Raw genomic sequence first — 13,538 nt, forward strand, 5'->3', positions numbered from 1 at the left:
GGAGGACGCGATGACATTCGGAATTCATGCCGGTCTGTGGATGGACCGCTGGACGCAGGATCCGGCGCCGCTGTTCGACCGGGCGGCGCGCATCGGCTTTGACGCGGTGGAGCTGTCGCTCCTCGGCATCGGGCCAGAGCAGGCCGCCCGCCTGCGCCGGGCCGCCACCGAGGCCGGCGTGCTGCTGAGCTGTTCCACCGGGCTCGGGCCCGAGGCCGATCCGGCCTCTGCCGACCCGGCGGTGCGTGGCCATGCCCGCGAGACGCTGGCGCGTGCGATCGAAACGGTCGCCGCGCTGGGCTCCTCCCGTCTCGCGGGCGTGGTCGCCGCACCCTGGGGGCAGTTCGATCCCGAGAACAAGCCCGACCGCGCCAAGCGCTCGGCCGAGACGCTGGGGCAGATGCAGGACCAGCTGGCCAGCCACGGGGTGACGCTGGGGATCGAGGCGCTGAACCGCTTCGAGAGCGATCTGACCAGCACCGCTGCCGAGGCCAGCGCCATCGCCCGCGCCTCTGGCGCGGCGAATGTCGGCGTGCTGCTCGACAGTTTCCACATGAACATCGAGGAAAAGGATCCACCCGCCGCCCTGCGCGCCGCCGGTGACACCCTGGTGCACTACCATGTGTCTGACAATGACCGCGGCGTTCCCGGCAGCGGCCGCTACGACTTTGCCGCCGATGCCAGGGCGCTGGTCGAGATCGGCTACCAGGGCTGGATCGTGGCCGAGATGTTCGTTCGCGCCGGCCAGCCGACCAGTGCCGATCTCAACATCTGGCGTGATATCGAGCCCGATGTCGACGCCGCTGCCGCCCAGGCGCTTGCCCATATGAAGGAGATCTTTGCCAATGTCGGCTGAGCAATATTTCACTGCCCTGCATGCCATGGCCGAGGCCGAGATGGCGCGTCTCAACGCCCTCGACGCGGCGCTTGGCGATGGCGATCACGGCACCACCCTGCTGCGCGGGCTGACCCGGGCCAAGGGCGCCGAGGATGGCGCCCGGGCCAAGGCCTTCATGCGCGCCTCCGGCGGTGCCTCGGGCACGCTCTTTGGTCTGGTGCTGCACGAGATCGAGCAGCATCTCGAGGCCGGCGCGCCGCTGGCCGAGGGGCTGGCGCGGGCCGAGGCGCGGATCTGCGACCTCGGGCAGGTGAAGCCCGGCGACAAGAGCATGGTGGACGCGCTTTCCCCGGCCGTGGCCGCGCTGCAGTCCGGCGATCTGCCGGCGGCGGTGGCGGCGGCGGAACAGGGCCGCGATGCCACCGTCGAGATGACCGCGCGCCGTGGCCGGGCGCAATATGTCGAGGCCGGCGGCAAGGGGCATATCGATCCCGGCGCGGTCTCGCTGACGATGATGCTGGCGCTGCTGGCCGAAACCGAGGGTGCCGCATGAAGAAGCTGTTCAACTCCGCCGAGACCATGGTCGACGACATGATCGACGGCTACGTCAGCGCCTGTCCGCAGGTCACGCGTGGCACGCTCGATCCGCGGGTGGTGATCCGCCGGCAGGGCGCCAAGAACCCCGACGAGAAGGTGACGCTGCTGATCGGCAATGGTGCCGGGCATGAGCCGATCGCCATGGGTTTCGTCGGCCGCGGTCTGCTCGATGCCAATGTGGTGGGCGATGTCTTTGCCGCGCCTTCGGCCGACCTGATCCTCGACGGCATCCGCGAGGTCACCGGTCAGGCCGGGTCGATCCTGCTGATTTCGCAGCATTCCGGCGACGTGATCAACGGTCGCGCCGCGACCATGCTGGCCGAGGAAGAAGGGCTGAACGTCCGCCCTCTACTGATGTACGACGATATTTCTGCCGCCCCACCAGAGCGTCGGCACGATCGGCGCGGCGCCCCTGGCACCATGTTCGTCTACAAGATCCTCGGCGCCGCCGCCGAAGAGGGGCTGGGCCAGGACGCGCTGATGCGGCTGGGCGAGGCGGTGCGCGACCGCACGGTGACGCTGGCCGCTGCCGTCTCTCCGGGCATCTCGCCGCTCTCCGGCCAGCCGATGTTTTCGCTGCCCGACGACGAGATCTTTCTCGGTATGGGCGTGCATGGCGAGCCGGGCGTCGGCCGGGTCAAGACCGGCCCGGTGCGCGACCTGGTGGCCGAGATGGTGGAGCGTCTGCTCGCCGACCGGCCGATTGCCGAGGGGGGCCGCGCCGCCGTGATCATCAACGGCATGGGCGGCACCACCCAGATGGAACTCTGGACCGTCTGGCGCGAGACCGAGGCCGAGCTCCGCCGCCGCGGGATTACGCCGCTGTCGCCGATGGTCGGCAGCTATGTCACCACGCAGGAGATGGGCGGGGTCTCGATCTCGCTGCTCGAACCGGACGACGAGATGCTGCGCCTGTGGTGCGCACCGCAGGACAGCCCGGCCTTTCCCCATATTCATTCCGAGGATGACCAGTCATGACCGATACCCCCTTGAGCCAGCGCCGGCCGATCCATGGCGTCGCCGTCGACCAGGGCAGCGGTCTGGCGGCTGCCCTGCGCGAGGCCCGCGGCACCGCGGCGCGCGACGACGACCTGTTCCGCTTCAAGCAACTGGTCGCCCGCACCATGAGCGCCGAGGCCACGACCTTGCTGGTCGATGCGCAGTATGGCCGCGAGCTCCTGCCGGAAATCGCCGCGCCCTGCCTGCCGATGCTGGCCTATGAGGCGGATGTCTACAAGATCGCCAATGACGACCGGATCACCGTGCTGCCCGACAACCTCAAGGTCTCGGACTATCCCGGTCTGGGCGTCGGGGTGCTGAAGTTCTTCCTCTACTACGGGCCGAACGATGCCGAAGAGGTCAACGCGCGCAAGCACGATCTGGTGCGCCAGATCGGCACGCAGTGCCGCGACAGCGGTGTCAGCTTCCTGTTCGAGCCGATTGTTTATGACCGCAGCATCGAGGACAGCGCCTCGGCGGAGTTCGCCGATCTCAAACCCGAGCTGGTCGAACGCGCCACCCGCCGTTTCGCCGCGCCGGAGTTTAACATCGACATCCTCAAGGTCGAACTGCCGGTCAACCTCAACTACGTCGAGGGCATTGGCGAGGCGCGGATGAGCCGTGCCGAGGCGGAGACGGTGTTCCGCCGCGCCGCCGAGGCGGCTGGTGACGTGCCGCTGCTCTATCTCAGTGCCGGGGTGACGTTTGAGCAGTTCGAGGCCGGGCTGAAACTGGCGCGCGCCGCCGGGGTCGAGATGGCGGGCTTCATGTGCGGCCGGGCGATCTGGTCGGATGCGATCGGAGTGTTCGGTGCCGAGGGCCCCGAGGCCGCCGAGGCCTGGATGGCCGATGAAGGCCTGCGCCGGCTGCGCAAGCTTGGCGAGGCGCTGGCATGAGCATGATCGCGCTTCTCCCCGAGGTCGCAAGCTTTCTCGACACGGTCCAGGGTCTGCGCATCGGTGACGCCAGGGTCGACAGCGCCGGCAGCCTCACGGTCGAGAACCCCTCGACCGGCGGCCGGCTGGCCGAGGTCGCCTGTGCCGAGAGCGCCCATGTTGACGATGCGGTGGCCGCCGCCCGCGCCGCACTTTCGGGCCCTTGGGGGCAGATGACAGCGCATGACCGCGGCCAGCTTTTGTGGCGTCTCGCCGATGCCATCGAGGCGCACAAGGCGGTTTTCGGCCAGCTCGACGCGCTCGACAACGGCAAGCCCTTCGCGGTGGCGCGCGATGTCGATGCGGTCTGGTCGGCGCGGCATTTCCGCTATTTCGCCGGCTGGCCCAGCAAGATCGAAGGCGCCACGATCCCGGTCTCGACGCCGGGGCGCTTCAACTACACGCGGATCGAGCCGGTCGGCGTCTGCGGGCTGATCACGCCGTGGAACTACCCGACGCTGATGGTGGCCTGGAAACTGGCGCCGGCGCTGGCCGCCGGCAATACCGTGGTGCTGAAACCGGCGGAACAAACGCCACTGAGCGCGCTCTATCTTGCCGACCTGGCACTGGAGGTTGGATTTCCGCCCGGCGTGCTCAACGTCATTCCCGGCCATGGCCGCGAGGCCGGCGCGGCGCTGGCGGCGCATCATGGCGTCGACAAGGTAGGCTTTACCGGCTCGACCGAGACCGGGCGGCGGATCGTCGAGGCCTCGGCCGGCAACCTCAAGAAGGTCTCGCTGGAACTCGGCGGCAAGGCGGCCAACATCGTCTTTGATGACGCCGATCTCGACGCGGCCATTCCCGGCGCCTTCTGGGCGCTCTTCGGCAACAACGGCCAGTCCTGCACTGCCGGCGCGCGGCTCTTCGTGCAGCGCCCGCTGCTGGACCGGGTCAGCGAGGCGCTGGCCACGATGGCGCGCGGGCTCAGCATCGGGCCGGGGATGGCAGAGGCCGGGCACGACCTCGGCCCGGTGATCTCGGCGCCGCAGATGGAGAAGGTGCTGGGCTACATCGACAGTGGCCGCAACGAGGGCGCTGAGGCGCTGGCCGGTGGCGCGCGCCAGGGCGAGGCGGGCTATTTCGTGCAGCCGACGGTGCTGGCCGGGGTGCGCGACGAGATGCGCATCGCGCGCGAGGAAATCTTCGGCCCGGTGCTTTGCGTGCTGCCCTTTGATGACGAGGACGAGGTGCTCGCCCGCGCCAATGACACCGTCTACGGTCTGGCCGCCGGTTGCTGGACGCAGAACATCGGCCGCGCCAACCGGATGGCGGCGGGGCTGCGGGCCGGAACGATCTGGACCAACTGCTGGGGCGACACCGATGCCGCCTCGCCGTTCGGCGGCATGGGCCAAAGCGGCTATGGCCGCGAGATGGGCCGCGACGCACTGGCGCTCTACTCGCAGACCAAGAGCGTCTGGCAAGGCTGAGCGATGCGTGATTTGATGCAATCAATTCGATGCATCAGAAAGGTGACAGGATGAACATGCGCGCGGCGCCGAAATACCAGGTTGTCCATGACGAGCTGCTGCGGCGGCTCAAGGCGGGAATGTATTCGGTCGGCACCCGGCTGCCCTCGGAAGAGGCGCTGGCGCAGTCCTTCGCGGTCAGCCGGGTCACCGCCCGCCGGGCGCTCGAGCTCTTGGTCGAGGCCGGCTACCTGGTGTCGCGGCAGGGCAGCGGCTACCTGGTCAACACGCTTTCGCCGCCGGAGACCACCTGCCTCACCTCCTTTACCGACATGGTGCTGCGCGAGGGGCGGATGCCCGGCGCGCGGCTGATCGAGATCCGCGAGGTGGACGAGACCCCGCCTGAGGAGGTCACCGCGCTCTTTGACGAGCCGGTGGCACTGATCCGTCGGCTGCGCACCATCGACGGCGCGCCAAAGCTTCTGGTCAGCACCTGGCTGCCGCGTCGGCTGGTGCCGGGGCTGAGCAAGGCGGATTTCCCGGAAGAGGGTCAGGACCAGTCGATCCTGCGCATCCTCGCCGACCGGTTCAAGATCGACTGGGGCCGCGCCTGCGAGACCGTAGGCTCCTGCGCCGCGCCGCCCGACGCGGCGAAATGGCTGGGGATCGCCGCCGACACGCCGATCCTGTCGCAGGCCTGCACCGCCTTCGACGACGCCCAGAAACCGGTGTTCTTCGACCAGGTCTACCGGGTCGGTCCGATCACCTACACCCTTGTCGGGGCGCGGCGCGAAGCCGACCCGGCCTGAATTCAAGGATTGCCCATGCCCCTGACGATCGGCCTGATCAAGGCCTCCCTGCCGAGCTATTTCCCCGAGCGCCACGGCGTCTTTGAGGCCGCGCGCGCGGCGCTCGACGAGATTGCCAATGCCTGTGGCGCGCGGATCGTCGAGGCGCCAGAGGTGCCGTTGGACGGCGCGCAGGCGCAGCGGGCACTGGATCATTGCCGGGGGCAGGGGGCGGAGTTCATCCTGCTGCTGCATGGCGGGTTCACCATGGGCGATGTGGCGCGGCAGATCGCGCTGTCGGACCTGCCGATGGGGGTCTGGGCGACGCCTGAACCGGGCCATGACGGCGACATCCAGCTGAACAATTTCGTCTCGCTCAACATGAGCCTGTCGATCGCGCGCGGCGTGCGCGACCTGCGCCGCGCTCCGGTGCAATGGTATTTCGGCGCGCCGGACGATGCCGCCCTGCGCGCCCGGCTGAGCCGCAGCCTGCGGGCGCTTTCGGCCCGGGCGGCGCTGCGCGACGCGCGGATCGGTGTGATCGGCGGGCTGGCGCCGACCTTCTACAACATGGCGGTGACGCCCGACACGCTCAAGCGGGCGACAGGGGCCGAGCCGGTGCATGTGGATATCCACCGACTGACCGCCGGCATGACTGAGCAGGGCGGCGAGCCTGTGGCGCAGGAAGTGGCGGCGATGGCGGCGCGGGCCGAGGTGCGCGGCGTTTCCGACGCGCAGATGGCGCTGACCGCACGGGCCGCGCTGGCGATGCGCGAGATCGTGGAGCAGGACGGCTTTGCCGGGTTGGCGGTCTCTGACTGGCCGGCGCTGCAGGAAGACCCGGGCATGCACCCCGGCGCCGCCTTCAGCTGGCTCGAGGAGGTCGACAATCTGCCGTTGGCCTCTGAGGGCGACGTCTTGGGCACGGTGACGCAGATCGTGACGCGGGCGCTGACCGGACGGGTCGGCAGCCTGCTCGACATGACCTCACCGCAGCTGTCGCAGGACCGGATCCTGATGTGGCACGGCGGCGGCGGGCCGCTCTATATGGGCGGCGACGCGGCGGCCTGGATCAACCACCCGATGATCGGCCGGGGCACGGCCGAAGGCCCGCGCTTTGGCGCGATCGCCGATTTCGTCTTTCCCGACGGGCCGCACACCGTGCTGCGGGTGGCGCGCAGCGGCACCGCCGCCTTCGGCTTCGAGACCGAGGTCAGGGCGGGCGGCGAATCGGGCTTTACCGGCTGTCGCGGCTGGGTGACGGATTTCCGCACATCGCGCGGCGCCCACACGGCCGGCGATATCGTGACCTCGGTGATGGAGCACGGGCTCGATCACCACTTCGTTCTGGTGCCCGGACATTTCGCCAGCGATTTCCGCGAATTCGCCACCTGGATGGCGATGGAGCCGCTGGAAATCATTGCCGAACATGACGGTCTTGCGACGGGTTTTAGTTGACAGATACGCTCGCGCGTGTGAACTTGTACATACAAATTAGGCAATACAAATTGTCTGCAGGGAGGCCCATGTGACCAAGGTCCAGCTCAACGCCGTGCGCAAGCAGTTCGGCTCATTCGTGGCGATCGAGAACATCGATCTGGAGATTGAATCCGGCGAACTGGTGGCGCTGCTCGGGCCTTCGGGCTGCGGCAAGACCACCACGCTGCGAATGATCGCCGGGCTCGAGCGGCCCAGCGCCGGTGCCATCCTGTTCGACGGCGAGGACGTCTCGGAACAGCCGGTGCAGGACCGCAATGTCGGCATGGTGTTCCAGCGCTACGCCCTCTTCCCGCATATGACGGTGGAGAAGAACGTGGCCTTCGGCCTGAGCGTGCGCGGCACGCCGCGCGCCGAGATCGGCGAGCGGCTCGAGGAAATCCTCGACGTGGTGCAGCTCAAGCAGTTCCGCCACCGCTTTCCGGCGCAGCTTTCGGGTGGCCAGATGCAGCGGGTGGCGATTGCCCGCACGCTGATCACCAAGCCCTCGGTGCTGATGATGGACGAGCCGCTGGCCAACCTCGACACCAAGCTGCGCGGCGAGATGCGGCGCTTCATCCGCGAGCTGCAGCAGCGCTTCGGCATCACCACGATCTTCGTCACCCACGACCAGGTCGAAGCGATGGAACTGGCCGACCGGGTGGCGGTGATCTTCAACGGCCATCTGGCGCAATATGACGCGCCTGACCGGCTCTATCGCCAGCCCGCCAGCCTCGATGTTGCCGATTTCATGGGCGCCACGAATATCGTGCCGGCCGCGATGAAGGCCGATGACCTGGCGGTGACCGGCGTCGGGCCGATCCGGGTCGCGCCGCGGCCGGGCTTCGGCACCGGCGAGGATGTGCGGGTGATGCTGCGCAGCGAGGCGATCGATCTGATGACCACACAGCCGGCGCAGGGAGGCGTTCCCGGCAAGGTGGTGGCGCGCGACTTCTTTGGCGCCAGCGTCAACTACACCGTCGATTGCGGCGCGCATCAGATCACCGTGACCGAACAGGCCCGGCGGCTGGTCGATGTCGACACGCCGGTCTGGCTCGATATCGACCCCGAAAGGGTCTGGTTGCTGGCGAGCTAGGTCGCCGGCGGCATTCGTATAACCTTGGGAGGACAATCATGAAACATACAGCAACAGTGGCAAGCCTGCTGGCGCTTGTCGCGGCCGGTGCCGCACAGGCCGAAGACGCCGAGGCGGCACAGTTCCGCGACGGCTTTCTCGCCGGCGAGACCGACTGGTCGGCCGTCGAGGCGCGCGCCGGCGAGGAAGGCACCGTCAACCTCTACTACTGGGGCGGCTCCGATCTTCTGAACGTCTGGATGGACCGCGCGGTCACCCCGGCGCTGGCCGAGAAGGGCGTGACGCTCAACCCGGTGCGGATCACCGGCACCAAGGACGCCGTCGATCTGGTCCTGGCCGAAAAGAACTCGGGCAAGGGCGTGGGGCAGGGCAGCGTCGACATGATCTGGCTCAACGGCGAGAACTTCGCCACCCTCAGGCGGCAGGACGCGCTGTTCGGGAGCTTCGCCCCGCTGCTGCCCAACTCCGCGAACCTCGAGTGGAATGCCGAGGACCCGCGCGCGCTGCTGAACCTGCGTGACTTCGGGGTCGAGACCGACGGCGCCGAGGTGCCCTGGTCCGGCGAGCAATATGTCTGCGCCTACAACGCCGACCGGGTCGCCGCCGAGGATGTGCCCTCGACCTTTGCCGAGCTGCGCGGCTATCTCGAGGCCAACACCGGCAAGTTCACCTACGTCAAGCCGCCGCATTACATCGGCAACACCTTCGTGCAGGAGGCGATCTACGCCCACAACCCCGACGGCAACGGCGCCGAGCCGTTCCAGCGCTCGACCGACGAGATCCCGGCCGAGGAACTGGCCCGGCTGATCGCACCCGGCATGGAATACCTGCGCGACCTCGAGCCGCTCCTGCTTGACGCCGCCGGCGGCACGCCGCGCTACCCCGAGGACAATGCCGCGCTCGACGGGCTGTTTCTGAACGGCGAGATCGACTTTAACTGCAAGTTCGGCCTCTACGCGGTGGCCACCGGGCTTGCCACCGGCTCCTACCCCGAGGCGGCGACGCAGTTCGTCTTTCCCGAAGGCAACATGATCAAGAACAAGAACTATCTGGCGATCCCGGCCAATGCGCCGAACCCCGCCGCGGCGCTTGTTCTGGCCGACTGGATGACCTCGGTCGAGGCCCAGGCCTCGAAACTGCAGCAGACCGGCATGCCCGCGGGCATCGACGGCTGGATGCTGGACGAGGCCGGCGCGCAATCGATCGCCGAGGCCTCGCCCGGCCTCGTCGGCGTGACCCAGGACGAGCTCGATGCTAATGCCGCCCCCGACACCAACGCGACCCTGGTCGACGTGATCGAGGCGACCTGGCTCGAGTACATCGAGCGTGACAGCAGCGATCCGATCGAGACGATCGTCGCCCGTGCCTACGAAAACCTGTCGAAGTAACCGGCAGGGCGGCCGCCCCACCGCTCCCCGCGGCGGCCGCACCCCCACCCCCCTTTTCCTTTCTCACTCGGAGGCACGGATGTCCGTATCATCGTCGATTGCGTCCAAATCCGCCGCGCCGCTGCGGATGACCGCCCGCGAACGCCGCACCCGGTTCTGGCAGGTGATCCAGCTCGTGCCGATCATGGCCATCCTGGTCCTGCTGTTCGGCGGCGCGCTGGTGCTGGCGATCCTGCAATCGCTGGGCTTCGCGCCCTGGTTCGGGGTCAACACCTTCCCCGATTTCAGCTACTTCGGCGCGCTCTGGGGCTCGTCGACCTTCTGGGTCTCGCTCGGGCTGACGCTCTATTACGCCACGGTCTCGACGGTGATCGCGCTGATCTTCGGCATCCTGCTGGCGCTGGCGCTGGTCAAGACCTTTCCCAGCAAGACCTTCTACAAGTATCTCTACAAGCTGCCGCTGATGATCCCCTACACGGTGGGCATCGCGCTCGCGGTGCTGATGCTGTCGAACGGCGGCATGCTGTCGCGGCTGGCGGCGTTCTTCGGGATGATCGACGATCCTTCGCAATTCCCGCAGATCCTCAAGACCCACTATGGCTGGGGCATCATCGCGGTCTACGTCTGGAAGCAGACGCCCTTCATCACCCTGGCGGTCTATGCCGTGCTTCTGGGCATCGGCCGCGAGACGGAAGAGGCCGCCGCCATCCTCGGTGCCAAGCGCCGCACCATCTTCTTTCGCGTGACCCTGCCGCAAATCCTGCCCGGCGTGGTCTCCTCGACGTTGATCTGCTTTGCCTTCAACGTCGGGGCTTTCGAGGCGCCCTTCATCCTTGGCGGCGGCTTCCCCGACACCCTGCCGGTGGTGGCCTGGCGCTATTTCAACGATGCCGATTACACCCTGCAGCTGCAGGGCATGGCGACGGTGGTCTCGATCGGGCTGGTCGCGGGGGTGATCCTGTTCGGATACCTCGCCGCCTACCGCCGCTTCGAACGCCGCATGGGACGGAACTGACATGGCACAGAAGTTCAACATCGCATTGTCGAGCCGGCTCTCGCCGTTTCAGAAATTCTACCTGCTGATCATCGCCGGCTTCATCCTCGGGCCGTTCATCCCGCTGATCATCCAGAGCTTTGCCTTCCGCTGGGCCTGGCCCGACCTCTTGCCTTCGACCTGGTGGCTGGAGCAGCGCGACACCGCGATGGTGCCGCTGGCCTGGGACTACGTGCTCTCGCCCTACAGCCGGGTCTGGGAGGCGACGGTCAACACCGTGGTGATCGGCACCATTGTCACCGTGATCTGCCTTGCCATCTGCCTGCCGGCCGCCCGGGTGCTGGCGCGCGAGAAGTTTCGCGGCAAGAGCGCCTTCGAGTTCTTCCTGTCGCTGCCGCTGATCGTGCCCGAGGCCGCCATCGGCATCGCGCTGCTGATGATGTTCATCCGGCTCGGGCTGGCGGGCAGCTACGTCGGCATCATCATCGCCCACCTGATCCCGACGATCCCCTACATGGTGCGGATGCTGACCGCTGTCTATCAGGGGCTGGGGCGCGATTTCGAGGAACAGGCGATGATCCTCGGCGCCAACCGCTGGCAGGTGCTGCGGCTGGTGACCCTGCCGATGCTGCTGCCCGGCGTGGTCGCCGGCGCGCTCTTCACCTTCCTCGTGTCGACCAACATCTTCCTGCTGACCTTCTTCCTCGGACAGGGCCAGATCGTCACCCTGCCGACGCTGCTGTTCTCGAAGATCGCCGGCGGCACGCTCGATGCCTCGGCGGCGGGGATCACCCTGATCGTCACCCTGCCGGGCATCATCCTGCTGATCATCTCCGAACGCTTCATCAAGGAAGAGGCCTTCGGCAAGGGCTTTGGAAACTAAGGAGACCATTCCATGACCACCCCGCAAGCCATCATCGACCGGTTTCCCAAACTGGACGAGGCGCTGGTCGAGGCCCGCCTCGGCCGCCCCGGCGACAGACCGCGCGTCATCATCGACACCGACACCGCCAACGAGATCGACGATCAATATGCCGTCGCCTGGGCGCTGCTTTCGCCCGAACGGCTCGATCTCGAAGGGGTCACCGCGGTGCCCTTCAGCTTTGCCCATCACCGCGACGAACTGATCGCCTCGGTCGACGCGCTCAAGGCGGCGCAGGCCGAGGGAGATACCGACCACTTCATGGGCGGTCTCGGCGGCTGGGCCGAACGGCTGGTGGCGCAGGACAAGCGCGCCGAGGACGTCAATTTCGTCAGCGCAGAGGAGGGTGCCGAGCTTTCCTACCAGGAGATCCTGCGGGTGTTCGACAAATGCGGCGTGCCCTCCGAGGGCAAGGTGTTCCGCGGCACGCCGGGCTATCTCGAGAGCCTCGAACAGCCGATCGACACCGCCGCCGCGCGCTTCATCATCGAGCGCGCCCGGGCCGAGGACGACCGGCCGCTCTACATCCTCGCCATGGGGGCGCTGACCAATATAGCCTCGGCGCTGCTGATGGCGCCCGACATCATCGAGAAGATCGTCGTGGTCTGGACTTCGGGCTTTCCCTCCTACGCGCCGTTCAGCAATGTGCCCTCGCTGAACCTGGTGCAGGACCGGCTGGCCTCGCAGCTGCTGTTCGACTGCGGCGTGCCGCATGTCTACCTGCCGGGCTATCACGTCGGCGCTCAGCTCAAGCTGTCGCTGCCGGAAATGGAGCGCTTCGTGAAGGACAAGGGCGCGATCGGCGCCTACCTGCACCATCTCTACACCAACAACCCGCTGCACGAGATGTTCGCCATCACCGACCGCGAGACCAAGAGTTGGGTGATCTGGGACATCATCAACGTCGCCTGGCTGTTCGACGAGAGCCTGGTCAGCACCCATCTGACCCGATCGCCGCTGCTCGACGACGATCTCAGCTGGCAGCATCCCGAAGGCCGGCACCTGATGCTCGAGGCCTATGATCTCGACCGCGACGCGATCTTCGAGGACATGTACCGCGCCTTCGAGCGCGCCCCGGCCTGACCGGCCTGCGGGCTGCGCCTCAACCGCGCAGCCCGCCCAGCACCTCCGCTGCCAGCTCGAACGACCGCACCCGCGCCGCGGGGTCGTGGATCATGCCGGTGACCATCATCTCGTCGGGCCGGTAGCGCTCAAGCAGCTCGGTCAGCCGCGCACGCGCCATCTCGGGCGTGCCGGTGGCCGAGACCGAGAGCGCGTGTTTGACCTGTGCCAGCACCGGCGCGGGGATATGCGCCGCCACGTCGGCAACCGGATGCGGCAGCTTGCCGGGCCGGCCGGTGCGCAGGTTGGCAAAGGCGAGGTACTGCGACGAGCGCAGGGTCTCGGCCTCCTCTGCGGTGTCGGCCAGGCAGACCCCGGCGGCCATCATCACGTGGGGCGCGGCCAGCGTCTCCGAGGGGCGAAACTGCGCCCGGTAGACCTCGATCGCCTGTCCCAGCATGTCTGGCGCGAAATGCGAGGCAAAGGCGTAGGGCAGGCCGAAATACGCCGCCAGTTGCGCGCCGTAGAGGCTCGAGCCGAGGATCCAGACCGGCACCTCCGTGCCCTCGCCGGGGATCGCACGGACCGCGCCGGCGGGGCCTGAGCCGAGATAGCCGATCAGCTCCTGCACATCCTGCGGAAAGGTATCCTCTGGCGACATGTTGCGCCTGAGCGCGCGGGCGGTGGCGCCGTCGGTGCCCGGCGCGCGGCCGAGGCCGAGGTCGATCCGGCCGGGATGAAGCGTCGCCAGCGTACCGAACTGCTCGGCCACCATCAGCGGCGCGTGGTTGGGCAGCATGATGCCGCCGGCGCCGATCCGCATGGTCCGGGTCACCGACGCGACATGGCCGATCACCACCGCGGTGGCCGCGCTGGCGATGCCCGGCATGTTGTGATGTTCGGCCAGCCAAAAGCGGTGATAGCCGGCCGCCTCGGCGGCGACGGCCAGATCGGCGGTATTGGCCAGCGCCTCGGTGGCTGTTGCGCCCTCGGGCACCGGCGAGAGGTCAAGAAGGGAGAAGTGCTGCATCTGCGAT

At 67.8% G+C, this 13,538-nt stretch carries 13 protein-coding genes; 12 read left to right on the forward strand and 1 reads right to left on the reverse strand.

Features of this window, described 5'->3' with window-relative positions:
* Nucleotides 1-10: 10 nt before the first annotated feature.
* The 12 genes from VOI27_RS06415 to VOI27_RS06470 all read left to right on the forward strand — a co-directional run bounded on the left by VOI27_RS06415 (nucleotide 11) and on the right by VOI27_RS06470 (nucleotide 12,522).
* Nucleotides 11-856: a sugar phosphate isomerase/epimerase family protein gene (locus tag VOI27_RS06415; RefSeq protein ID WP_323764488.1), complete on the forward strand. Its 846-nt coding sequence runs from the start codon at nucleotides 11-13 to the stop codon at nucleotides 854-856.
* Nucleotides 846-1,391, forward strand: coding sequence for a DAK2 domain-containing protein (locus tag VOI27_RS06420; protein WP_323764489.1), 546 nt, complete (start codon nucleotides 846-848; stop codon nucleotides 1,389-1,391). Before VOI27_RS06415 ends, VOI27_RS06420 begins: the two co-directional genes overlap by 11 nt.
* Nucleotides 1,388-2,413 (forward strand): dihydroxyacetone kinase subunit DhaK, encoded by a 1,026-nt coding sequence (locus VOI27_RS06425; protein ID WP_323764490.1) that lies wholly within the window; start codon nucleotides 1,388-1,390, stop codon nucleotides 2,411-2,413. Before VOI27_RS06420 ends, VOI27_RS06425 begins: the two co-directional genes overlap by 4 nt.
* Nucleotides 2,410-3,330, forward strand: a complete 921-nt coding sequence (locus VOI27_RS06430; RefSeq protein ID WP_323764491.1) for a tagatose 1,6-diphosphate aldolase — start codon at nucleotides 2,410-2,412, stop codon at nucleotides 3,328-3,330. Before VOI27_RS06425 ends, VOI27_RS06430 begins: the two co-directional genes overlap by 4 nt.
* The gene (locus tag VOI27_RS06435) at nucleotides 3,327-4,796 is read left to right on the forward strand and encodes an aldehyde dehydrogenase family protein (RefSeq protein ID WP_323764492.1); all 1,470 of its coding nucleotides are present in this window, start codon (nucleotides 3,327-3,329) and stop codon (nucleotides 4,794-4,796) included. The genes VOI27_RS06430 and VOI27_RS06435 overlap by 4 nt, the downstream gene beginning before the upstream one ends.
* A gap of 50 nt (nucleotides 4,797-4,846) precedes the next feature.
* A complete protein-coding gene (locus tag VOI27_RS06440) occupies nucleotides 4,847-5,584 on the forward strand; it encodes a GntR family transcriptional regulator (protein ID WP_323764493.1) in 738 nt (245 codons plus the stop codon).
* 15 nt (nucleotides 5,585-5,599) lie between these two features.
* Entirely contained in the window at nucleotides 5,600-7,021 is a 1,422-nt protein-coding gene (locus tag VOI27_RS06445; protein ID WP_323764494.1) for a hypothetical protein, read from the forward strand.
* Nucleotides 7,022-7,091: 70 nt separating this feature from the next.
* Nucleotides 7,092-8,135: an ABC transporter ATP-binding protein gene (locus tag VOI27_RS06450; protein ID WP_323764495.1), complete on the forward strand. Its 1,044-nt coding sequence runs from the start codon at nucleotides 7,092-7,094 to the stop codon at nucleotides 8,133-8,135.
* A 38-nt stretch (nucleotides 8,136-8,173) separates the two neighbouring features.
* Nucleotides 8,174-9,523 (forward strand): ABC transporter substrate-binding protein, encoded by a 1,350-nt coding sequence (locus VOI27_RS06455; protein WP_323764496.1) that lies wholly within the window; start codon nucleotides 8,174-8,176, stop codon nucleotides 9,521-9,523.
* A 79-nt stretch (nucleotides 9,524-9,602) separates the two neighbouring features.
* Complete coding sequence (locus tag VOI27_RS06460; protein ID WP_323764497.1) at nucleotides 9,603-10,538, forward strand: ABC transporter permease; 936 nt, start codon at nucleotides 9,603-9,605, stop codon at nucleotides 10,536-10,538.
* Between the two features lies 1 nt (nucleotide 10,539).
* Nucleotides 10,540-11,400: an ABC transporter permease gene (locus VOI27_RS06465; RefSeq protein ID WP_323764498.1), complete on the forward strand. Its 861-nt coding sequence runs from the start codon at nucleotides 10,540-10,542 to the stop codon at nucleotides 11,398-11,400.
* 12 nt (nucleotides 11,401-11,412) lie between these two features.
* A complete protein-coding gene (locus VOI27_RS06470) occupies nucleotides 11,413-12,522 on the forward strand; it encodes a nucleoside hydrolase (protein WP_323764499.1) in 1,110 nt (369 codons plus the stop codon).
* Nucleotides 12,523-12,541: 19 nt separating this feature from the next.
* On the opposite strand, the gene VOI27_RS06475 is transcribed toward VOI27_RS06470, so the two are convergent.
* On the reverse strand, nucleotides 12,542-13,531 hold the full coding sequence (locus VOI27_RS06475; protein ID WP_323764500.1) for an LLM class flavin-dependent oxidoreductase: 990 nt from the start codon (nucleotides 13,529-13,531) through the stop codon (nucleotides 12,542-12,544).
* Nucleotides 13,532-13,538: the final 7 nt, after the last annotated feature.

This window comes from Marinovum sp. (assembly GCF_034669705.1).
Classification (GTDB): Bacteria; Pseudomonadota; Alphaproteobacteria; order Rhodobacterales; family Rhodobacteraceae; genus Marinovum.

Excerpts from the sequence above, each read along its gene's own strand:
- VOI27_RS06415 (WP_323764488.1), top strand. The coding sequence starts at position 11 with ATGACATTCGGAATTCATGCCGGTCTGTGGATGGACCGCTGGACGCAG.
- VOI27_RS06420 (WP_323764489.1), top strand. The coding sequence starts at position 846 with ATGTCGGCTGAGCAATATTTCACTGCCCTGCATGCCATGGCCGAGGCC.
- VOI27_RS06425 (WP_323764490.1), top strand. The coding sequence starts at position 1,388 with ATGAAGAAGCTGTTCAACTCCGCCGAGACCATGGTCGACGACATGATC.
- VOI27_RS06430 (WP_323764491.1), top strand. The coding sequence starts at position 2,410 with ATGACCGATACCCCCTTGAGCCAGCGCCGGCCGATCCATGGCGTCGCC.
- VOI27_RS06435 (WP_323764492.1), top strand. The coding sequence starts at position 3,327 with ATGAGCATGATCGCGCTTCTCCCCGAGGTCGCAAGCTTTCTCGACACG.
- VOI27_RS06440 (WP_323764493.1), top strand. The coding sequence starts at position 4,847 with ATGAACATGCGCGCGGCGCCGAAATACCAGGTTGTCCATGACGAGCTG.
- VOI27_RS06445 (WP_323764494.1), top strand. The coding sequence starts at position 5,600 with ATGCCCCTGACGATCGGCCTGATCAAGGCCTCCCTGCCGAGCTATTTC.
- VOI27_RS06455 (WP_323764496.1), top strand. The coding sequence starts at position 8,174 with ATGAAACATACAGCAACAGTGGCAAGCCTGCTGGCGCTTGTCGCGGCC.
- VOI27_RS06460 (WP_323764497.1), top strand. The coding sequence starts at position 9,603 with ATGTCCGTATCATCGTCGATTGCGTCCAAATCCGCCGCGCCGCTGCGG.
- VOI27_RS06465 (WP_323764498.1), top strand. The coding sequence starts at position 10,540 with ATGGCACAGAAGTTCAACATCGCATTGTCGAGCCGGCTCTCGCCGTTT.
- VOI27_RS06470 (WP_323764499.1), top strand. The coding sequence starts at position 11,413 with ATGACCACCCCGCAAGCCATCATCGACCGGTTTCCCAAACTGGACGAG.
- VOI27_RS06475 (WP_323764500.1), bottom strand. The coding sequence starts at position 13,531 with ATGCAGCACTTCTCCCTTCTTGACCTCTCGCCGGTGCCCGAGGGCGCA.